Genomic DNA, 20899 nt, shown 5'->3' with positions numbered 1-20899 from the left:
TTGAAGCTTGCAGCTTGAAGCTCACAGCTGCTTTTCAACCGTAACGTTTCGCAGCCTCGATCGCCAGACCACTACCGATACTGCCAAAGATATTCCCTTCCACATGCCGCGCTTTCGGCAGCATCGCCGAGACGCTGTTGCGCAGCGCCGGGATGCCGCTCGAGCCGCCGGTGAAGAACACCGTGTCGACCTGATCGACCCGGACATCGGCGTCTGTCAGCAATTGGGTGACGCTGTTGCGCACCCGCTCCAGCAGGTTGTCGATGGCCGACTCGAACAGCGCACGGCTCAAGTCCACGCTCAGGCCCGCTTCAATGCGGTCCAGCGGCACGTGGCGGTTGTCGGCGTGGGTCAGCTGGATCTTGGTTTCTTCCACTTCCATCGCCAGCCAGTGGCCGGCGCGCTGTTCGATCAGCTTGAACAGGCGATCGATGCCGCCGGTGTCCTCGATGTCGTAGCGCATGCTGCCCAGGGCCAGTTGCGATTTCTGCGAGTACACCGAGTTGATCGTGTGCCAGGTCGCCAGGTTCATGTGATGGCTGGTGGGCATGTAGGCACCGCTCTTCATCCGGCTGCCATAGCCGAACAGTGGCATCAGGCCGGCCAGCGAGAGTTGTTTGTCGAAGTCGGTCCCGCCGATGTGCACGCCGCCGGTGGCGAGGATGTCGTCCTGGCGGTTATCCACAGCGCGCCGCTCCGGTGACAGGCGCACCAGGGAGAAGTCGGACGTACCACCGCCGATGTCGACGATCAGTACCAGCTCTTCTTTCTCGATGGTCGACTCGTAGTCGAATGCCGCGGCAATCGGTTCGAACTGGAACGAGACTTCCTTGAAGCCGATCTTGCGCGCCACGTCGACCAGGGTGTCTTCGGCTTCCTTGTCGGCCATCGGGTCGTCGTCGACGAAGAACACCGGGCGACCCAGCACCACTTCTTCGAATTCCCGACCGGCGGCGGCTTCGGCACGGCTCTTGAGCTGGCCAATGAACAGCCCGAGCAGGTCCTTGAACGGCATCGCCGTGCCCAGGACGCTGGTGTCGTGCTTGATCAGCTTGGAACCCAGCAGGCTCTTGAGCGAGCGCATCAGGCGGCCTTCGTAGCCTTCCAGGTACTCGTGCAGCGCCAGCCGACCGTACACCGGGCGACGTTCTTCGATATTGAAGAAGACCACTGACGGCAGGGTGATCTTGTCGTCCTCCAGCGCGATCAGCGTTTCCACGCCGGGGCGCAGCCAGCCGACGGTGGAGTTGGACGTGCCAAAATCGATACCCACGGCACGGGCTGGAGATGCGTTGTTCATGTCTTTCAGGTTCCGGTTAAAAAACGGCCGCGCAGTGTATGCCAGTGCGCGCCAGATTCGAAGGCCGGTTATCTGCTAATTCTTCGCAAACAATGCCTTGAAAGATGGGGCATCCCCCCCAAACTACCCTGCATCAACCGGACAGCCGCGGGCGTGCTCGCAAGAAGCCCCGCCGGCTGCCGATAAACTTCTGCCGCGCCGCCCGGTCACAAATTTGAGATCGGTCAAACCAACGGCTGCAAACAAGCGCATGCTGTGGCCCGTGGCGCGATTTGATAACGGATGGTGATTCCCGCGATGGACTTCAAAGACTATTACAAGATTCTCGGTGTGGAGCCGACCGCAGACGATAAGGCGATCAAGGCCGCCTATCGCAAGCTGGCGCGCAAATACCACCCCGACGTCAGCAAGGAAAAGGACGCCGAGGCCAAGTTCAAGGACGCCTCGGAAGCCTATGAAGCGCTGAAAAGCGCCGACAAGCGCGCCGAATACGATGATCTGCGCCGCTATGGCCAGCACGGCCAACCGTTCCAGGGGCCACCGGGCTGGCAGAGCCGTGGCGGTTTCGGTGGCGGTGGTCAGGACACGGGCGATTTCTCGGACTTCTTCAGTTCGATCTTCGGCAACCGTGGGCCTGGTTTCAGTGGTGGTGGACAGTCGCGTCGCAGCACCGGACGTCGAGGGCAGGACGTGGAAATGGAGCTTGGGGTTTTTCTCGAAGAAACACTGTCGACCGAGTCGAAGAAGGTCACCTTCCAGGTACCGCAGTACAACGCGGCCGGCCAGCATGTGAGCAACACCAGCAAAAGCCTGAACGTGAAGATTCCGGCCGGTGTGGCCGACGGCGAGCGCATTCGCCTCAAGGGGCAGGGCGCTCCGGGTGTGGGTGGCGGCGCCAATGGCGACCTGTACCTGACGATCCGTTTCGCACCGCACCCGAAATTCGACGTCGAAGGCGATAACCTGATCATCACCTTGCCACTGGCTCCGTGGGAGCTGGCGCTGGGGGCCGAAGTCGCCGTGCCGACCCTGACCGGCAAGATCAACCTCAAGGTGCCGGCCGGCAGCCAGAACGGCCAGCGCATGCGCGCCAAGGGCCATGGGCTGATGAACAAGGCCGGTGAGCGCGGTTACCTGTTCGTGCAATTGAAGGCCGTGATGCCGAAGAAATCCGACGATGACATCAAGGCCCTGTGGCAGGAACTGGCGAAAAAAGCCGCGTTCGACCCGCGAGAGCATTTTTGATCCCTTAGAACCAAGGAGTCACTGACAATGAGCAGTCCCCTGATCGTTCAACTGGACATGGCAGAATTCTGTGAGGCGACCGAGCTGTCGGACGTCTACGTGATCGAAATCGTCGAGCACGGCATCCTCGAACCTCAGGGCGCTCAGCCCAAGGACTGGGTTTTCAACGACTATGAGCTGACCCTGGCCAAGCGTGCCGCCAAGCTGCGGCGCGACCTTGACCTGGAGTGGGAAGGCGTCGCCCTGGCGCTGGACCTGCTCGAAGAAGTGCAGCAGCTGCGCGCCGAGAACCGCATGCTCAAGCAGCGGTTGGGGCGGTTGTTGGTGGAGTAGTTCCTCAAGTAGTAACCAACACTAACTCTGTGGCGAGGGGGCTTGCCCCCGTTCGGGTGCAAAGCGCCCGCCAATCGAACGACTGGGTACAACTGACAAAACTGCAGTGTCTGGTTTCAGGACTGCTGCGCAGCCCAACGGGGGCAAGCCCCCTCGCCACAATGGCTCTATATTGTCCTCGGCAACACCACGGTAAAGGTCGTGCCATCCCTCTCACTGGAACTGACTTCAATCGTCCCCTGATGGGCGTCGACCACCTCCTTGACGATAAACAACCCCAACCCAAGGCTGGTAGTGGGCTCGCCGAGTTCTTCGCTGGCACTGCGCACCAGCGGGTCGAAAATGGTCGGGATCGCATCGCAGGGGATGGGGACTCCGTCGTTCTGCACCGTCAGCCGAACGCCGTCGGCCTCGCCCTTGAGGGTCAAGGTCACTTCACGTTTGCTCGAGCCATGCTGCAAGGCATTGCCGATCAGGTTTTGCAGCATCTGATCGACCCTGCGCGGGTCCCAGGTACCGCGGGTGTCACCCTGTACCGTCAGGGTCGGATCGCACTCCGGTTGACCGGCACAGGCCCGCGCAATCGCGTCCCGTGCCGCTTCAGCCAGGTCCATGGGCGCCGGTTCGATCGGCAGATGTTTGCCCAGGCGACTGCGCACCAGTTCCAGCAAATCCCCGACCATCACTGCCAGATGTCCGCTGCTGCGCTGGATATTGATCGCGCACTTGAGCGCATCACCTTCCAGCGCGGCTTTGCGCAGCAGGATTTCGGTGGACATGCTCACCGCCTGCAGGGGCGCACGCAGGTCATGCCCGAGGATCGCGAGGAAAATGTCCCGGGAGCGGTTGACCATTTCGGCATAGGCGGCGGTGGATTCGGCCAGGGCTTCGTCGATGGCTTCGTTGAAGCGGATCATGTCCTGGAAGTAGGCCAGGTCAGGCGATTGCAGGCTATTGACCCACAGGCGGATGACACAGGCGCGCAAATGACGGAATTCACTGGTCATCTGCACCAGGTCAAAACCCACGGTATGGCGCAACTCGCCATGGCTGGCACCGGCCTCGTCGAGGCTCGGGGTTTTCTCCGGGCCTTCGCCGCGTGCCTTGGCCGCTTGTTCGGAGGGTGTCTGGGGTTTGCACATGTCCCGGGCCGCGGCCAGCAGGATTGACCGGGCATGGTCGCGCAAGGCGGCGCTGTCCATGGACTCGGCGGCCGGGGTGATGGTTTTGGCGAACTGCTCCCACTCATCGACGATGCGATCAACCTGTAGCACGATGAATTCGGAAAGACGCATGGCGGTTACCTGAGCATGAATCGGGGACAGCGAATCGAATAGTAGTCCCTTTGCCGGAAAAAACACGACCGCTCGTTCGGTGGCATAAGTCCAGGCCTCAGTGGCGGTACTTATGTATTGAAGGCTCTTTGAATTTCGAACGGTGGAGGCCTTTTTTCAGGGGCGGCCCAGCGGTTTTTTGGGCTTTTGTTTGGCGGTTGGGTTGGCGAAGCTGTGGGTTCAAATCCAGCCATCAAGGTGATGTAACAGTGTCTGAATTGCATGGAAGCCATTCACAGCAAACGATTGAAACCACAGGCGTCGAACACCAGGGCGTGCATTACCGTCGCGTATTCGACGGGATACCGGGTGCCCTGAAAAATGCCCCGCTTGCAAGGCTCAAATCCCTTGAAACCCTGAGGCCGGCGATGCCCGAATGGTACAGCGGAGCACGGGTCATCGACCGCCAGTACTTGAAGCAATTGATCGAGGAACGCTGGCGTGTGCAGGGCGTACTGGACAAAACCCTGGGCAGCTTGCAACACGACATTGAGGCCTTCGCCGAACCACTGGTCAGTGAGATGTTGCAGGCGAATTTCAGCTCCGTTGAACGCGTCGACGAACTCAGCGTGCAGCTCGAGGTGCCCAGTACGATCATATTCGGCATCGACACCGGCGCCAGTCGCGTCCGCCAGTCCACCTTGCTGGAGGCGGCGCTGCACAACTTCGAGGAAGCTGAAACCGTCGAAGGGGCGTTCCGAAACAGCTCCGGTATTTACCGTAAGGACAGCCGGGGCAGTCTCAGCCTGGAATCGGCCATTGCCCTGCCGGATTTTGCCGCGTTGTGCCGCAGCCTGGACATCGGCGGGCAATACCAGCGGCACATCAAGTCCGTCCTGTTGCCCGATACCCCGCAAGCACGGCGAACCTTGCAACAAGACTCGGTGGCCAGTGAACAAGCGGCCTTTCATGTGGCCGCACTGATTGCCCGATTGAAGGGCGATATCAGTGACCATGCCTACGGCAAACTGGGCCAGGTGCGTGAGGGGCAGGCAAACGTCACGCTGTACGACCGGCCGTTGCATGCTCATCGCTTGTCGCTGATGGGTTTTCGGTTGACCGGCATCGTGTTGTTCAGCGCGGTCAGCGAGCCATCGCAAATAAAGCGCGAAGTTGAAGCGTTGACGCCGGCCCTGTTGAGATTCTGGATCGACTGGTCGCGCCGCATTCCTGTTCTGCCGGGCCGGGAATACGATCAATTCAAACTGCTGCAAGCCTTCTTCGCCAATGGGCCGCAGGGGTTGAGCGATGAACTGTTGCGCCGCGACGATATCTATCAACAGAGTCGTGTAAGCGGTCCGTTGATCGCCTATGTGCCCGATGATCCTGACCATCCGTTGAAGGAGTATCCCTCACTGACCGCGTTCATGAAGGCGCTCCTGGGGCAGTTGAGAAATACGGATTACCAGGCGTTTTTCAGCCGGTTTGTGGCGCAGAAGGACAAGGGGCTGTTTTTCGCCCGGGTCAAAGAACGTCTCACGACCTACACCTGGCATGAGCGCGAACCGCTGGACATGGGCCCGTGGTGGCGTGAAACGGCGGTCGAAAATCCCGATGCAGAACCGGTGACCAACCAGATCGCGGATGATCTGTGGATCACCCTGTTTGTGGCGCGGCGGAACAAGGCCATCGCCGATGCCCGGCTGATCGCCGTACCGACCGGCGACGAAGATGCCAACGCACGCTTCAAGCGCCTGACCGGTTACCTGTCGATCGGCTGGAATGTTTTCAATTTCGCCGCAATGCTGGTGCCGGGCCTGGGTGAAGCCATGCTTGGCATCATGGTCGCGCAAATGCTCGCCGAGGTTGCCGAAGGCGTCGAGGACTGGAGCAAGGGTGACAAGGAACAGGCTTCGGCGTACTTCAACGGGGTCTTGATCAACTTCGCGCAACTGGCACTGATGGGCGCCGGACATGTATTGCCCGGCACCGCTGTCGTACCGATCAAGGTGTCGCCGTTTGTCGAGGGGCTCAAGCCAGTGGAAGTCGGCGGCAAGGAGCGGTTGTGGAACCCTGACCTTGCGCCCTATGAGCAATCGATCACATTGCCCGATGGGGCGAAGGCCGGTGACACAGGGCTGTACCGTTATCAGGAGCAAGACCTGCTGCGCCTCGATGACAAATGCTATGCCGTCAGGCAAGACCCGGAAACCGGCCAGCACCGGCTGCAACACCCGACTCGCGCCGATGCCTATCAGCCGCTGTTGGAGCACAACGGTGCCGGCAGCTGGAAGACCGAACTCGATCAACCGCTCGAATGGGATCGGCGTGTAGTGCTCAGGCGTCTGGGCGCTTCGGTGGAGGGGCTGTCCGATGAGACCCTGGAGCAGGTTTTGACTGCCAGCGGCGTACATGAAAACGTGCTGCGCCGACTTCATGTCGAACATGAAACTCCGCCCGCGTCATTGGCCGATACCCTCAAGCGCTTCAAGGCCCATGCCGATGCTGAAGCCGGTGCGCAACAGATTCTGGCCCATCGGATCAGTAACGATTGGGCGGATTACTCGCTTCGACTCATGACGGAATTGCGCGGCTGGCCCGGCGACAAGGCCATTGAAGTCTTCCAGGGACCGGGCCTGACCGGTGTATCGATCAAGGAAGGCTACGCCAATGCTTCAGCGACCAATACCTTGCAGATGACCTGGTCTGAACTGCTTGCGGGTGAGTTGCCTGAACGGGTGGTCGGTTTCCTTGACGAAACTGCGCAACGCGAACTGCTTGGAGAAGGGTATTCCGGTGACCAGGCGAAACGTGCACAGGCACTGTGTGATCAATGGGCGGCGCTGGCGCGTCAGCGCAAAAGTCAGTTGTTCGACCTGTTGTACAAGCGCCGTACCCGGTCGGACGATCCGTTGGTGAACATGCTCAAGGATGATGGGGCTGATATCTCTGTCAGTCAGGCGCAGGAGTTGCTGAGTGAAGCGCATCCCTCGGATGTGCAGCATTTGAACGAAAAAAAACGTGTTCCGTTGAGACTGGCTCAACAAGCTCGGGAGGCAGCGGAACAACTGCGTGTGACACGGGCTTATGAAGGCCTGTACCTCGACGGACTGCACAATCGCGATACCGCACGCCTGGAGCTGCACTCGCTGGCCGCATTGCCGGGCTGGCCGGCGGATCTGCGTCTGGAAATCCGTGAGTATTCATTCACGGGATCGCTGACCGACAGTCTCGGCCCCGTCGACGCGACGACCCGCAAAGTGCTGGTCCTGGGTGAGGATGGCCAATACGAGGCACGGGACGGCAGCGATCAACATCTGCACGGTGCGGACAATCTGTACGCGGCGGTGCTGTATGCCTTGCCCGACTCCGAGCGCACAGCGCTTGGCTTTGAAATCCATGAGTCTTCACGCCTTGAGCAAGCGGTCAGGGCGCAGCCGCTGGATCGATCCCGGTTTGAGCCGATTCTGCGGGACAACCCGATCACCAGGCCGGCTTACGACCCGAGCGTCATGCGCTTGCGTGGCGGCATGCGTGGCTATGCCCGACAAGCACCGCAAGGCGTGGGGCTGCGACAACGGGCTCATGCACTGTATCCGGATTTTACCTCGGAGGAAGTGGAGACACTGCTGGCGGGTTTCGGTCAGGGCGAAGGGACGGTGCATGCGCGGCTGACCGTGCTGGAGGCCGAGTTCAACCAATTGAACCGCGCCCTGCAACGCTGGATGAATTCGCCGACGCAATCCGCTCGGTTTACCCCGGCGGGCGTGGCGGAGTGGCATGCGCGAAACAACATCTACAAAGCGCTCAGGCAATGCTGGCAGCGCACCGGGCCGGAGGGCATCGAGGCTTACGGGGTAGTGCGGGCGCAGGCGTTGAGTCTGGACAACATTCCCAGGCTGAGCCGACTGCTGGAAACCCTGCCGAGGCTGGAGGCCAACTTCGATCATGTCACCAGCCTGAGCCTGCGCGGTGGGCAGTTGCGTTCCGGGAACCTGTCGTTCCTCGACCCGTTCCATCAGGTGCGCTACCTCAATCTGCAAGACAACCTGCTGACGACGCTTCCGCAGGCGGTGAAAGACATGCGTCATCTCACTCACCTGTTTCTTGACCGCAATAACATTGAACTGGATGCATTGGCGCTCGATCACCTGAAAAACCTGACGCGCATGACAGTCCTGCGCTTGCGCGGCAACCCGCTCAAGCTCATTCCGAACATCAGCCGAATGCCGCATTTGCAGGTGTTGTTGCTGGGCGAAACCGGACTGGACAGCTGGCCCGTCGGGCTGTTTTCGCAATCGCGACCGCGCAGTATCTACCTTGACTTGAGCGGCAACCCGATCAGTCGGATACCCGAGGTCGCACCCGGTTCATTTCGCGCAGAGCTACTGGCGCGCACCGTAATCAGCCGGGGCCCGCGTTGGATCTCGTCGGAGAATCTCGAGATCCTCAAGTCTTACATCGAGTCGGTCGGAATGGACCCGGAGCGTCCTTATCCGCCCCGAGGCGTACTCGACAGCGCGGATTGGGATATGGGCATGACCGAGCGGCAATGGCAGGAAAAGCAGGAAGTCTGGAACGACGTTGAAGACGAGTTTGGTTCGGTGCCGTTTTTCAATGAACTGCGCAAGCTCACCCAGTCCGCCGACTTCAAGGCCGGCGGTGACTATCAGACGGAACTGACGATCAAGGTCTGGCGCATGCTCGAAGCCATGGCCAGCGACAGTGAACTGCGAAGCAAACTGTTCAACGAGGCGGCAACGCCCACCGAGTGCGTGGATGGCGGCACGCAACTGTTCAATGCCATGGGCGTGCAGGTGATGGTGCATGAAGCCTACGCCCTGGTGCGTGCGGACCTGATCGAGGCGCAATTGCTGGAACTGGCCCTGGGCAAGTCCCGGCTCGATGAACTCGGCGCCATTGCCCGTCAGCGGGTGTCTGAGCGGTTGGCTAACGGCGAACGGTTCCGTCGCTACGACGCCAATGGCGATGCGACCGGCACTATCGATGAAGTGGAAGTGCACCTGGCTTACATGACCGATCTGGCAGAGCGTCTGGATCTGCCGTGGCAGGCGCGGGGCATGCAGTTTCGCAACATCGCCGGTGTGAGCAAGGAGATGATCGAAGCAGCGTTCCAGCGGATCAAGGCACTGGAGGAAGGTGATCTGCTGATTGATCGCGTCTTCGAGCAACCGCTCTGGCGAATCTGGCTGGAGACTACTTACCGCGAGGAATTGAACGGCTTGAAGCGCAGGATCGACGCCACTATCGATTTACAGGATGCGTTGCAGCGCAGGGCCGAAGGTACGCGGATCACTGCCGAGGGAAAGGCGGCGGTGGAGGTGGAAATCAAGGGGTTGTGCAGTGAGTTGGGCAAAAGTGAAACTGACTTTGCGAACGGCAAGCTGATGACTGACGAGGAATATGTTCAAGCCTTGGATGACATCGATCTGCAAATTACGCAGTTGCTGAAAAAACTGACACGGGAAGCGATGATTCGGGCCAAGCTGGATCGGCTGCGGATTGAATCCGTTCAGTAATCACGGAAAAAACAAAGGCCTCGCCACAGGGTGTGCGAGGCCTTTGCTCGTGTCGTGGTTGCCGGGTCAGAACAGGAAGTAACGCTGGGCCATCGGCAATGTCTCAGCCGGTTCACACCACAGCAAAACCCCATCGGCCTTGACCTGATAGGTCTGCGGATCGACGTCGATGTTCGGCAGGTAGTCGTTGTGGATCAGGTCGGTTTTCTGCACGTCGCGGCAACCTTTGACCACCGCGATTTTCTTCTTCAAACCCAGCGCATCAGGCAAGCCTGCCTCCTGCGCCGCCTGACTGATGAAGGTCAGGCTGGTGGCGTGCAGCGAGCCGCCGTAGCTGGCGAACATCGGGCGGTAGTGCACCGGTTGCGGTGTCGGGATCGAGGCATTGGCGTCGCCCATCAGGCTGGCCGCGATGGCACCGCCCTTGAGAATCAACGTCGGTTTCACGCCAAAAAACGCCGGCCGCCAAAGCACCAGGTCCGCCCATTTACCCACTTCCACCGAACCCACTTCATGGCTGATGCCATGGGTGATCGCCGGGTTGATGGTGTACTTGGCGATGTAGCGCTTGGCGCGGAAGTTGTCGTTGCCCTCACCATCGCCGGGCAGCGGCCCGCGTTGTTTTTTCATTTTGTCGGCGGTCTGCCAGGTGCGGGTGATGACTTCACCGACCCGCCCCATGGCCTGGCTGTCGGAGCTGATCATCGAGAACGCACCGAGGTCGTGGAGGATGTCTTCGGCGGCAATCGTCTCACGGCGGATGCGGCTTTCGGCGAAGGCCACGTCCTCGGCAATGCTCGGATCGAGATGATGGCAGACCATCAGCATGTCGAGGTGTTCGTCGATGGTGTTGCGGGTGAACGGCCGGGTCGGGTTGGTCGAACTCGGCAGCACGTTGGCAAAGCCGCAGGCCTTGATGATGTCCGGCGCATGACCGCCACCGGCACCTTCGGTGTGATAGGTGTGAATGGTGCGGCCCTTGAAGGCGGCGAGGGTGGTCTCGACGAAACCGGATTCGTTGAGGGTGTCGGTGTGGATCGCCACCTGCACGTCGAACCGGTCGGCCACGCTCAGGCAGTTGTCGATGCTCGCGGGTGTGGTGCCCCAGTCCTCATGCAACTTGAGGCCGATGGCACCGGCCTTGACCTGTTCGATCAACGGCTCCGGCAAGCTGGCGTTGCCCTTGCCGGTGAGGCCGATGTTCATCGGGAAGGCGTCGGCGGCCTGGAGCATGCGCGCCAGGTGCCACGGCCCGGAGGTGCAGGTGGTCGCATTGGTGCCGGTAGCCGGTCCGGTGCCGCCACCGATCATGGTGGTGACACCGCTCATCAATGCCTCTTCGATCTGCTGCGGGCAGATGAAGTGGATGTGGGTGTCGATGCCGCCAGCGGTGAGGATCATGCCTTCACCGGCGATGACTTCGGTGCTGGCGCCAATGGCGATGTTGACGTTGGGCTGGATGTCCGGGTTGCCGGCCTTGCCGATCGCCGCGATGCGCCCGTCCTTGAGGCCGACGTCGGCCTTGACGATACCCCAGTGATCGATGATCAGCGCGTTGGTGATCAGGGTGTCGACCACGTCGGCGGCCAGCAACTGGCTCTGACCCTGGCCGTCACGAATGACTTTACCGCCACCGAATTTCACTTCTTCGCCGTAGGTGGTGAAGTCCTGTTCCACTTCTATCCACAACTCGGTATCGGCCAGGCGCACCTTGTCACCAACGGTGGGACCGAACATGTCGGCGTAGGCTTGACGGGAAATCTTCAATTACTCGTTCCTCGTAATTGAGCTGCAAGCTTCAAGCTGCAAGCCTCAAGTAAAAGCAGATAGGGGGGGCCGCAAACTGCTCTTCCTTGCAGCTTGCAGCTTGCTGCTGAAGTCGACCTATAAGTCGCCCATGATTCTTCCCGCAAACCCAAAAACCCGACGCAACCCCGCCAGCTCGACAAGCTCGACTTCCCGACTCTGCCCCGGTTCGAAACGCACCGCCGTGCCGGCCGGGATGTTCAGGCGCATGCCACGACTGGCGGCACGGTCGAACGCCAGGGCGTCGTTGGTTTCGAAAAAGTGGTAATGCGAGCCGACCTGGATCGGCCGGTCACCACTGTTGGCCACCTTCAGGCTGATCGTGCGGCGGCCGACGTTGAGTTCGATGTCGCCGGGCTGGATCTGGTACTCACCGGGAATCATCATTGGGCTCCTTGGAGAATCTTGTAATAGAGGGCAGTCGGTTTGTAGCGGCCGCTCGGGTCGCAGGCGTAGTCGGGAATTTCACCGGCGCGGGTATAGCCCAGCGATTGGTAGAAGGCTTCGGCGGGCGAACCGGCCTCGGTGTCGAGGTACAGCATGCCGCGCTTGTGCTGCAGGGCGGCGGCCTCCAGAGCGTTCATCAGTTGCTGGCCCAGACCGCGACGCCGGGCATGTTCGCGCACCAGCAGTTTTTGCACTTCGGCGCGGTTGAGGCCGTTGGCTTTCTGGCACAAACCCAACTGCACGCTGGCCTGCACCTGTTCGTCCTTGACCACCACCCACAGCAACAGATTGCCCTTGTTCAGGTTGTCCTGGACCTCATCGAAATAGGCGTGGGCCTGGGTCGCATCGAGGCCGGCCATGAAGCCGACACTGGCCCCGTAGCCGACGGCATCGAGCAGCAGGTCGATCAGGCCCTGACGATAGTGCGCAAAGCTTTCAACGTTGACGCGTCGCAGTTGGGCGGCGTTCATCGGGTATTACTCCTGGTTGATGCCTGGCGGCTGCGCGCCGGGGTTGAGGGTCAGTTGCATGAACGTCAGGTCCAGCCAGCGGCCGAATTTGGTGCCGACCTGAGGCATTTGCCCGGTGGTGATGAAGCCGATGCGCTCATGCAAGCGAATGGACGCGGCGTTACCGCTTTCGATGGCGGCGACCATCACGTGCTTGCCGCAGCCTTTGGCGCGCTCGACCAGTGCTTCCATCAATTGTGGGCCGAGGCCGTTGCCGCGCTGGTCGCTGCGCACGTAGACCGAGTGCTCGACGGTGTGGCGGAAACCGTCGAAAGGTCGCCAGTCACCGAATGAGGCATAGCCCAGTACCGAATTTTCACCATCGACGATCACCAGAATCGGGTAAGCCTGGGATTGCCGGGCGCTGAACCATGCCTGGCGGTTGTCGAGGTCGACCGCCTGTTCATTCCAGATCGCCGTGGTGTTGAGCACGGCGTCGTTGTAGATGTCACAGATGGCCGGCAAGTCGGCAGGCACGGCATCGCGGATGTGGTAAGTCATGGCGCGGCCTCAGGCGATGGGTTGGTGGACGGTGACCAGTTTGGTGCCGTCAGGAAAGGTGGCCTCGACCTGGATTTCCGGGATCATTTCCGGGATGCCTTCCATCACTTGTTCGCGAGTCAGCAGGGTGGTGCCCAAGTGCATCAGGTCGGCCACGGTCTGGCCGTCACGGGCGCCTTCGAGCAAGGCCGCGGAGATATAGGCCATGGTTTCCGGGTAATTGAGTTTCACGCCGCGTGCCAAACGCCGCTCGGCCACCAGGCCCGCGGTGAAGATCAGCAGCTTGTCTTTTTCGCGTGGGGTCAGGTCCATCGTAGACATCCATAATCGGCAGTTAAACAGTCATTCAATTTGAGAACACAATTCCTGTGGGAGCGGGCTTGCTCGCGAATGCGGAGTGTCATCCAACATCAATGCTGACTGGTCCACTGCATTCGCGAGCAAGCCCGCTCCCACATTCGATCGCATTTCAGGTGCTCCATATTCTGGGTGATACGGCCTCGCGACCCAGAAGGGCGGGGCGTAACAACTTCCAAAGTTCAATCAACCATCCCCGCGCCAACAACGCCTCACTCGCCAGGCACCGTGCAACCAGCAACCCCGGCAACTGGGTCAAATCCCCGCGCACGTCGTTGGGCAGCGAGCGGCAGGACTCCAGCAGTTCGCTATCGATTTCACCCGTCACCAATAACGTGGCAAACACCGGTTGCCCGTCGAGCCCGACGGGCGAATCAAGTAAACCGTCCGCTCCGACAATGCGCTGACGTTCATGCCAGAGCAACTGGCCGTCGCGGCGCACATCCAGTCGTGCCTGGAAATGCCCAAGGTCGAAGCGCTCGCCACTGGCCGGACGGCCCAGGGCCACGACGTCCCAGTAGAAAAGACGCGCATCGCCTTCAAGGTCGATGAAGGTGCTGAGTTCAGCCTGGGCCGCACTGAAAATGATCGTCTCCTGGGGCAGCCATTCCAGTGTCGCACCGGCCGCCACCTTCAACTTCAGTTGCTGAAAGGCCGGGCCGGCAGCGCGATACCACTTGGCCGCGCCGGGGCTGGTGATTTGCGCCCAGGCATTGCCCTCGACGCTGGCCGAAATGTCCAGTCGATCGCCGCCGGCAATTCCGCCGGGTGGGTGGACGATGATGTGCTGGCAGACTTCCGGCCCCTCGGCATACAGGTGTTTTTGTACCCGCAGCGGACCTTTGTGCCGGCGCTGGACCGGGCGCGTGGTGTTGTCGAATCGGGCGTAGCCCAGTTCCAGTTCGGCATGCCAACTGGGGGTAAACAAAACGCCTGAAGCCGGAAGAGTCATAGTCAATGCTTGTCGAGAGGTCATCAGGATGTTTGCAAAGGCTGTGCCGCAAGGCATTGCAGGCAGGAGGTGGCTGTTTAGTGTCGTGATGCACCAATAGCGTGCGCAGTCGCAAATTCGGCGCGACAAATTGGTGCCGTGGCAAAAGAAGCGGAGCGTGACGGCTCAGATGGTAACGAGCCCGCGTACGCCTTCTGTTTCCATGTTTTCACCACGCCCCTGTTGCACGATTTCACCCCGGGACATCACCAGGTATTGGTCAGCCAGTTCGGCGGCGAAATCGTAGAACTGCTCCACCAGCAAAATGGCCATGTCGCCCCGGGCCGCGAGCTTTTTGATCACGGCACCGATCTCCTTGATCACCGACGGCTGGATGCCTTCGGTGGGCTCGTCGAGAATCAGCAGGCGAGGGCGGCTGGCCAGCGCGCGGCCGATGGCCAGTTGTTGTTGCTGGCCGCCGGACAGATCGCCGCCGCGCCGCTGCTTCATTTGCAACAGCACCGGGAACAGCTCGTAGATAAACGCCGGGACTTCCCTGGCTTCGCTGCCGGGAAACCGCGACAGCCCCATCAGCAGGTTCTCTTCCACGGTGAGGCGGCCGAAGATCTCCCGGCCCTGGGGTACGTAGGCAATGCCGGCATGCACGCGCTGATGCGGTTTGAACGCGGTGATGGGGTTGCCCTCCCAGTTCACCACGCCTTCCCTGGCCGGCAGCAGGCCCATCAGGCATTTGAGCAGGGTGGTCTTGCCCACGCCGTTACGGCCGAGCAGACAGGTGACTTCGCCGACCTTCACGTCAAACGTCAGGCCGCGCAGGATGTGGCTTCCGCCGTAGTACTGGTGCAGTTTTTCGACTTGTAGCATAGGGCCCTCCGGGCAGTTGTAAGCGGCAAGCTACAAGCTGCAAGAAAAAGCCGGACCGCTTTTCGCTCTTAACTTGCCGCTTGTAGCTGAAAGCTTGTAGCTGTCGCGTCAGCGACCGAGATACACCTCGATCACCCGCTCGTTGTCCTGCACCTGCTCCAGTGAGCCCTCGGCCAGCACGCTGCCCTGATGCAACACGGTGACGTGGTCGGCAATCGAGCCGACGAAGCCCATGTCGTGTTCCACCACCATCAGCGAATGCTTGCCGGCCAGGCGCTTGAACAGTTCGGCGGTGAATTCGGTTTCGGCGTCGGTCATGCCCGCCACCGGTTCATCGAGCAGCAGCAATTGCGGGTCCTGCATCAGCAGCATGCCGATCTCCAGGAACTGTTTCTGGCCGTGGGACAGCAGGCCGGCCGGGCGATTGACCGAGTTGGTCAAGCGAATGGTGTCCAGCACTTCGGCGATGCGGTCTTTCTGCTCGCCGCTCAAGCGCGCCCGCAGGCTGGCCCACACCGACTTGTCGGTTTTCTGCGCCAGTTCCAGGTTCTCGAACACGCTCAAGGCTTCGAACACCGTCGGCTTCTGGAACTTGCGGCCGATGCCGGCCTGGGCGATCTGCACTTCGCTCATCTGCGTCAGGTCCAGGGTTTCGCCGAACCAGGCTTTGCCGTGGCTGGGGCGGGTCTTGCCGGTGATCACGTCCATCAGCGTGGTCTTGCCCGCACCATTGGGGCCGATGATGCAGCGCAGTTCGCCGACGCCGATGTACAGGTTCAAATCGTTCAGCGCCTTGAAGCCGTCGAAGCTGACGCTGATGTCTTCCAGGGTCAGGATGGTGCCGTGGCGCGTATTCAGGCCTTTGCCGGCGCGCTGGCCAAGTCCGATGGCGTCGCGGCTGCTGCCGGCGTCCTTGTTGGGTTCTACGGGGAAAAACGCCGGTTCGAGCATGAATTCAGCGGTTGCCGTGATTCTCATGATTCACCTCTTTTCTTCAGCAGACCGATCACGCCTTTGGGCAGGTACAGGGTCACGACGATGAACAGCGCGCCGAGGAAGAACAGCCAGTACTCGGGGAACGCCACGGTGAACCAGCTCTTCATGCCGTTGACCACACCGGCACCGAGCAACGGACCGATCAAGGTGCCGCGCCCGCCGAGCGCGACCCACACAGCCGCTTCGATCGAGTTGGTCGGCGACATCTCGCTCGGGTTGATGATGCCGACTTGAGGCACGTACAGCGCACCGGCCAGGCCACACAACACCGCGCTCAGCACCCAGACAAACAACTTGAACCCGCGCGGATCGTAGCCGCAGAACATCAGGCGGTTCTCCGCATCGCGCAGTGCGGTCAGCACCCGCCCGAACTTGCTTTGCGCCAGGCGCCAGCCGATGTACAGGCTCGCCACCAGCAACAGCACCGTGGCGAAAAACAGCACCGCGCGGGTGCCCGGATCGGTGATGCCAAAGCCAAGAATGGTGCGGAAGTTGGTGAAGCCGTTGTTGCCGCCAAAACCGGTTTCATTGCGGAAGAACAGCAACATGCCGGCGAAGGTCAGGGCCTGGGTCATGATCGAGAAATACACGCCCTTGATCCGCGAACGGAAGGCGAAGAAACCGAACACCAATGCCAGCAACCCCGGCGCCAATACCACCAGGCACAGGGTCCAGAGGAAGCTGCTGGTGCCGGTCCAGAACCACGGCATTTCAGTCCACGACAGGAACGTCATGAACGCCGGCAAGCCATCACCCGAAGCCTGGCGCATCAGGTACATGCCCATGGCATAGCCGCCGAGGGCGAAGAACAGGCCGTGCCCCAGGGACAGCAGACCGGCGTAGCCCCAGACCAGGTCGAGCGCCAGGGCGACGATGGCGTAGCAGAGAATCTTGCCTACCAACGTCAGCGTATAGGCTGAAACATGCAGCGTGCTGTCCACCGATAACAACGACAGCAGCGGTAACGCCAGCAACACAATGAGGATCACTGCGCCGATGGCAATCGAGACTTTGGGGCCGGCTTTTTGGGTCGCGGTAACGAGCAGGGGTTGGTTCATCAGTCGATCACCCGTCCTTTGAGTGCGAAGAGGCCTTGCGGACGTTTCTGGATGAACAGAATGATCAGCGCGAGGATGAGGATCTTGCCGAGCACCGCACCGATCTGCGGTTCGAGAATCTTGTTGGCTATCCCTAAGCCGAATGCCGCCAGCACGCTACCGGCCAACTGGCCGACACCACCGAGCACCACCACCAGGAACGAGTCGATGATGTAGCTCTGGCCGAGGTCCGGGCCGACGTTGCCGATCTGGCTCAGGGCCACGCCACCGAGGCCGGCGATGCCCGAGCCAAGACCGAAGGCGAGCATGTCCACGCGTCCGGTGGGCACGCCGCAGCAGGCGGCCATGTTGCGATTCTGGGTGACCGCTCGCACGTTCAGGCCCAGGCGTGTCTTGTTCAGCAGCAGCCAGGTCAGCACCACCACAAACAGCGCAAAGGCAATGATGACGATGCGGTTGTAGGGCAGTACGAGATTGGGCAGCACCTGAATCCCGCCCGACAGCCAGGCCGGGTTGGCCACTTCGACGTTCTGCGCGCCGAACAGCAACCGAACGAGCTGAATCAGCATCAGGCTGATGCCCCAGGTGGCGAGCAGGGTTTCCAGCGGGCGGCCATAGAGGTGGCGAATCACCGTGCGCTCCAGCGCCATGCCGATGGCGGCGGTGACGAAAAATGCCACGGGTAGCGCGATCAATGGATAGAACTCGATGGCCTGCGGAGCGAAGCGCTGGAACATCAGTTGCACCACATAGGTCGAGTAGGCGCCGAGCATCAGCATCTCGCCGTGAGCCATGTTGATCACACCGAGCAGGCCGAAGGTGATCGCAAGGCCCAATGCCGCGAGCAGCAGGATCGAACCGAGGGACATCCCGCTAAACGCCTGGCCCAGCATCTCGCCGACCAGCAGTTTGCGCTTGACCTGGGCGAGGCTGGTTTCAGCGGCGGTGCGCACCATCGCGTCGGTTTCAACGCCCGGCTCCAGCAGGCTTTCGAGGCGGGTGCGGGCCAGCGGATCGCCGGTTTCACCGAGCAGGCGTACGGCAGCGAGGCGCACGGCCGGATCGCCGTCGACCAGTTGCAGATTGGCCAGGGCCAGGCTGAGGGCGGCGTGGACGCCTTCATCCGTTTCGCCCGCCAGTTGCTGGTCGAGGAATTTCAACTGCGCCGGTTTGGCGCTCTTCTGCAATTGCTGCGCGGCGGCCAGACGGATTTTGGCGTCGGCGGCGAGCAACTGATGACTGGCCAGGGCCGAGTCGATCAGGCCTCGCAGGCGGTTGTTCAGGCGCAGGGTTTTCGGTTGCCCGTCGATGGTCAGTTCGCCTTGTTGCAGGGCATCGATCAACTCGATACGGGCCGGATCGGGTTGCGCGGCCCAGGCTTCCAGAAGTTTGGCTTGCTGCACGGAATTGGCGGCGACGAAGTCTTCGGCGTCGCCGGCGTGGGTGGCCATCGGCAGCAACAGTGCGATGGCGAGGAGGAAGCGGTAGAGGGCAGTGGGCATATGCTTGGCCTTGCGCGGACTAAATGTGGGAGCGGGCTTGCTCGCGAAAGCGGTGTGTCTGTCACATAGTTGTTGGATGTGCCGCCGTCTTCGCGAGCAAGCCCGCTCCCACAGGAATCGTGTCGGGTCTGAACTCCATGTTCGGCCCCGACACCCAATGGCTTTAGTTGCTCTTCACCGCATACTCCGGCTTCTTGTCGTTGCCCTGGATGAACGGGCTCCACGGTTGGGCGCGGATCGGTCCTTCGGTCTGCCACACCACGTTGAACTGACCGTCAGACTGGATCTCACCGATCATCACCGGCTTGTGCAGGTGGTGATTGGTCTTGTCCATGGTCAGCGTGTAACCGGACGGCGCAGCAAAGGTCTGGCCGGCCAGGGCTTCGCGGACTTTGTCGACGTCGGTGGACTTGGCTTTTTCTGCCGCTTGCGCCCACATGTGGATGCCGACGTAGGTGGCTTCCATCGGGTCGTTGGTCACCGCTTTGTCGGCGCCCGGCAGGTTGTGTTTCTTGGCGTAGGCTTTCCAGTCATCGACGAACTTCTTGTTCACCGGGTTCTCGACCGATTCGAAGTAGTTCCACGCAGCGAGGTTGCCCACCAGTGGCTTGGTGTCGATGCCGCGCAGTTCTTCTTCGCCGACCGAGAACGCCACGACCGGAACGTCGGTGGCTTTCAGGCCCTGGTTGGCCAGCTCTTTGTAGAACGGCACGTTGGAGTCGCCGTTGACGGTGGAGATGACGGCGGTCTTGCCTCCCGCCGAGAACTTCTTGATGTTGGCGACGATGGTCTGGTAGTCGCTGTGACCGAAGGGGGTGTAGACCTCTTCGATGTCCTTGTCGGCCACACCTTTGGAGTGCAGGAACGAACGCAGGATCTTGTTGGTGGTGCGCGGGTAGACGTAGTCGGTGCCGAGCAGGAAGTAGCGCTTGGCGCTGCCGCCTTCTTCGCTCATCAGGTATTCAACGGCGGGGATCGCCTGCTGGTTCGGCGCGGCGCCGGTGTAGAACACGTTCGGCGACATCTCTTCGCCTTCGTACTGCACCGGGTAGAACAGCAGGCCATTGAGCTCTTCGAACACCGGCAGTACCGATTTGCGCGACACCGAAGTCCAGCAACCGAACACCACGGCGACCTTGTCCTGGGTCAGCAACTGACGACCCTTTTCGGCGAACAGCGGCCAGTTCGACGCCGGGTCGACCACCACCGGCTCCAGCATCTTGCCGTTCACGCCGCCCTTGGCGTTGATCTCGTCGATGGTCATCAGCGCCATGTCTTTCAATGACGTTTCGGAGATCGCCATGGTCCCGGACAACGAATGCAGAATACCGACCTTGATGGTCTCGGCTGCCTGGACGGTCCAGGTCATGCCCATTGCGGCAATGGATGCCGAGAGAGTGAAAGCCTTGATCAAACTGCGACGCTTCATTGTGCGATCTCCATGAACTTATGAGTTTTCTTGGTTGGCAGATGCGGACTACTGAAGGGTCTTTAGCAAGGGCTGTGCCCGGTCGGGGAAAGGTAGGGGAATAGCGTTTTAGAGCGGTTGTGCGGATTGATGGCGCACCAGGAAGGATCGCGGCAGGCGTGTTGGTGCGAAGCGTTGCGCCAGATTGGGGCGCAGATTGTGTGAGCAACAACAATCGATTGTGGGAGCGGGCTTGCTCGCGAATGCGGTGTTTCAGATGCCATTGATGTTGTCTGACACACCCTCTTCGCGAGCAAGCCCGCTCCCACAAGGTCAGCGGCGCATCAGCTCAGCTTTTGATGCAGGTTTCAAAACCATGTCCGCCACCTTTGTACTCCGGGCCGTAGTAGTACTTGGTGAATGAAGTTTTTCCGTCAGGCGTGGAAGCGATGTTCGCTATCCCGACACCGTAGTCCTTGAGCGACGGATCCGTATGGGCAAAGTAAATCGCCAGGGAACTCGAGTTGGCGGCGGCAAAGCCGTCATACCGGGAGTTGTCGGGCAACGTCAGGGTAATACCGTAGGCGCCATGTTCGCCGGTACTTTGTTCGGCATTGAATTTCATGTCGACAACACCTTCAAACGCACCGATATGGCTGTCCATCCCGGTGCATTGATATCGGCCGCTGTAGTCAACGCCAGTAAAGGGTGGCTTGGCTGCCCATGCAGGCGTTGAAACAAGTACGGTGGATATGATGAGTTTTTTTAACATGTTTACCTCTCTCCGCTCTTGTAGGAGTTGTGACG

The 20899-nt window shown here is 60.7% G+C and carries 17 protein-coding genes; 3 read left to right on the top strand and 14 right to left on the bottom strand.

Annotated features, from left to right (window positions below; all coding sequences use genetic code 11):
- Positions 1–34: 34 nt before the first annotated feature.
- Positions 35–1300: an Hsp70 family protein gene (locus tag AC3WN7_RS01885; protein ID WP_102673138.1), complete on the bottom strand. Its 1266-nt coding sequence runs from the start codon at positions 1298–1300 to the stop codon at positions 35–37.
- Between the two features lie 297 nt (positions 1301–1597).
- On the opposite strand from AC3WN7_RS01885, the gene AC3WN7_RS01880 reads away from it, so the two are divergent.
- Complete coding sequence (locus tag AC3WN7_RS01880; protein WP_007979664.1) at positions 1598–2545, top strand: DnaJ C-terminal domain-containing protein; 948 nt, start codon at positions 1598–1600, stop codon at positions 2543–2545.
- Between the two features lie 27 nt (positions 2546–2572).
- Complete coding sequence (locus AC3WN7_RS01875; RefSeq protein WP_007979663.1) at positions 2573–2878, top strand: chaperone modulator CbpM; 306 nt, start codon at positions 2573–2575, stop codon at positions 2876–2878.
- A 167-nt stretch (positions 2879–3045) separates the two neighbouring features.
- Here AC3WN7_RS01875 and AC3WN7_RS01870 read toward each other — a convergent pair whose 3' ends face one another.
- Positions 3046–4173 carry a sensor histidine kinase gene (locus tag AC3WN7_RS01870; protein WP_102673137.1) on the bottom strand — a complete coding sequence of 376 codons (1128 nt, stop codon included), beginning with the start codon at positions 4171–4173 and terminating at the stop codon, positions 3046–3048.
- A gap of 248 nt (positions 4174–4421) precedes the next feature.
- Between AC3WN7_RS01870 and AC3WN7_RS01865 the strand changes: the two genes are divergently transcribed.
- Entirely contained in the window at positions 4422–9692 is a 5271-nt protein-coding gene (locus AC3WN7_RS01865) for a dermonecrotic toxin domain-containing protein (RefSeq protein ID WP_102673136.1), read from the top strand.
- Positions 9693–9758: 66 nt separating this feature from the next.
- On the opposite strand, the gene ureC is transcribed toward AC3WN7_RS01865, so the two are convergent.
- The 12 genes from ureC to AC3WN7_RS01805 all read right to left on the bottom strand — a co-directional run bounded on the left by ureC (position 9759) and on the right by AC3WN7_RS01805 (position 20864).
- Positions 9759–11459 (bottom strand): urease subunit alpha, encoded by a 1701-nt coding sequence (gene ureC, locus AC3WN7_RS01860; RefSeq protein WP_102673135.1) that lies wholly within the window; start codon positions 11457–11459, stop codon positions 9759–9761.
- Between the two features lie 117 nt (positions 11460–11576).
- Positions 11577–11882: an urease subunit beta gene (locus AC3WN7_RS01855; RefSeq protein WP_095964738.1), complete on the bottom strand. Its 306-nt coding sequence runs from the start codon at positions 11880–11882 to the stop codon at positions 11577–11579.
- Entirely contained in the window at positions 11882–12415 is a 534-nt protein-coding gene (locus AC3WN7_RS01850) for a GNAT family N-acetyltransferase (protein ID WP_095964739.1), read from the bottom strand. Before AC3WN7_RS01850 ends, AC3WN7_RS01855 begins: the two co-directional genes overlap by 1 nt.
- 6 nt (positions 12416–12421) lie before the next feature.
- Positions 12422–12955 (bottom strand): GNAT family N-acetyltransferase, encoded by a 534-nt coding sequence (locus AC3WN7_RS01845; protein WP_102673134.1) that lies wholly within the window; start codon positions 12953–12955, stop codon positions 12422–12424.
- Between the two features lie 9 nt (positions 12956–12964).
- Positions 12965–13267 carry an urease subunit gamma gene (locus AC3WN7_RS01840; RefSeq protein ID WP_015093271.1) on the bottom strand — a complete coding sequence of 101 codons (303 nt, stop codon included), beginning with the start codon at positions 13265–13267 and terminating at the stop codon, positions 12965–12967.
- Between the two features lie 157 nt (positions 13268–13424).
- Positions 13425–14264: an urease accessory protein UreD gene (locus tag AC3WN7_RS01835; protein WP_102673133.1), complete on the bottom strand. Its 840-nt coding sequence runs from the start codon at positions 14262–14264 to the stop codon at positions 13425–13427.
- A 165-nt stretch (positions 14265–14429) separates the two neighbouring features.
- On the bottom strand, positions 14430–15128 hold the full coding sequence (urtE, locus tag AC3WN7_RS01830) for an urea ABC transporter ATP-binding subunit UrtE (protein ID WP_102673132.1): 699 nt from the start codon (positions 15126–15128) through the stop codon (positions 14430–14432).
- Positions 15129–15236: 108 nt separating this feature from the next.
- Positions 15237–16106, bottom strand: coding sequence for an urea ABC transporter ATP-binding protein UrtD (gene urtD / locus AC3WN7_RS01825; RefSeq protein WP_095964743.1), 870 nt, complete (start codon positions 16104–16106; stop codon positions 15237–15239).
- Positions 16103–17182: an urea ABC transporter permease subunit UrtC gene (gene urtC / locus AC3WN7_RS01820; protein ID WP_095964744.1), complete on the bottom strand. Its 1080-nt coding sequence runs from the start codon at positions 17180–17182 to the stop codon at positions 16103–16105. Before urtC ends, urtD begins: the two co-directional genes overlap by 4 nt.
- On the bottom strand, positions 17182–18684 hold the full coding sequence (urtB, locus tag AC3WN7_RS01815; RefSeq protein ID WP_095964745.1) for an urea ABC transporter permease subunit UrtB: 1503 nt from the start codon (positions 18682–18684) through the stop codon (positions 17182–17184). Before urtB ends, urtC begins: the two co-directional genes overlap by 1 nt.
- Positions 18685–18847: 163 nt before the next feature.
- Positions 18848–20113 carry an urea ABC transporter substrate-binding protein gene (gene urtA / locus AC3WN7_RS01810; RefSeq protein WP_007979634.1) on the bottom strand — a complete coding sequence of 422 codons (1266 nt, stop codon included), beginning with the start codon at positions 20111–20113 and terminating at the stop codon, positions 18848–18850.
- A 328-nt stretch (positions 20114–20441) separates the two neighbouring features.
- A complete protein-coding gene (locus AC3WN7_RS01805; RefSeq protein ID WP_095964746.1) occupies positions 20442–20864 on the bottom strand; it encodes a hypothetical protein in 423 nt (140 codons plus the stop codon).
- Between the last annotated feature and the right edge of the window lie 35 nt (positions 20865–20899).

Source organism: Pseudomonas sp. FW305-70, assembly GCF_058783925.1.
The sequence above is the reverse complement of the archived record's forward strand: the minus strand, read 5'-3'. Positions and strand labels throughout refer to the sequence as shown.

Excerpts from the sequence above, each read along its gene's own strand:
- urtB (WP_095964745.1), bottom strand. The coding sequence starts at position 18,684 with ATGCCCACTGCCCTCTACCGCTTCCTCCTCGCCATCGCACTGTTGCTG.
- urtD (WP_095964743.1), bottom strand. The coding sequence starts at position 16,106 with ATGAGAATCACGGCAACCGCTGAATTCATGCTCGAACCGGCGTTTTTC.
- AC3WN7_RS01885 (WP_102673138.1), bottom strand. The coding sequence starts at position 1,300 with ATGAACAACGCATCTCCAGCCCGTGCCGTGGGTATCGATTTTGGCACG.
- AC3WN7_RS01850 (WP_095964739.1), bottom strand. The coding sequence starts at position 12,415 with ATGAACGCCGCCCAACTGCGACGCGTCAACGTTGAAAGCTTTGCGCAC.
- AC3WN7_RS01805 (WP_095964746.1), bottom strand. The coding sequence starts at position 20,864 with ATGTTAAAAAAACTCATCATATCCACCGTACTTGTTTCAACGCCTGCA.
- urtA (WP_007979634.1), bottom strand. The coding sequence starts at position 20,113 with ATGAAGCGTCGCAGTTTGATCAAGGCTTTCACTCTCTCGGCATCCATT.
- urtE (WP_102673132.1), bottom strand. The coding sequence starts at position 15,128 with ATGCTACAAGTCGAAAAACTGCACCAGTACTACGGCGGAAGCCACATC.
- AC3WN7_RS01840 (WP_015093271.1), bottom strand. The coding sequence starts at position 13,267 with ATGGACCTGACCCCACGCGAAAAAGACAAGCTGCTGATCTTCACCGCG.
- AC3WN7_RS01845 (WP_102673134.1), bottom strand. The coding sequence starts at position 12,955 with ATGACTTACCACATCCGCGATGCCGTGCCTGCCGACTTGCCGGCCATC.
- AC3WN7_RS01870 (WP_102673137.1), bottom strand. The coding sequence starts at position 4,173 with ATGCGTCTTTCCGAATTCATCGTGCTACAGGTTGATCGCATCGTCGAT.
- AC3WN7_RS01880 (WP_007979664.1), top strand. The coding sequence starts at position 1,598 with ATGGACTTCAAAGACTATTACAAGATTCTCGGTGTGGAGCCGACCGCA.
- AC3WN7_RS01875 (WP_007979663.1), top strand. The coding sequence starts at position 2,573 with ATGAGCAGTCCCCTGATCGTTCAACTGGACATGGCAGAATTCTGTGAG.
- AC3WN7_RS01855 (WP_095964738.1), bottom strand. The coding sequence starts at position 11,882 with ATGATTCCCGGTGAGTACCAGATCCAGCCCGGCGACATCGAACTCAAC.
- AC3WN7_RS01835 (WP_102673133.1), bottom strand. The coding sequence starts at position 14,264 with ATGACTCTTCCGGCTTCAGGCGTTTTGTTTACCCCCAGTTGGCATGCC.
- urtC (WP_095964744.1), bottom strand. The coding sequence starts at position 17,182 with ATGAACCAACCCCTGCTCGTTACCGCGACCCAAAAAGCCGGCCCCAAA.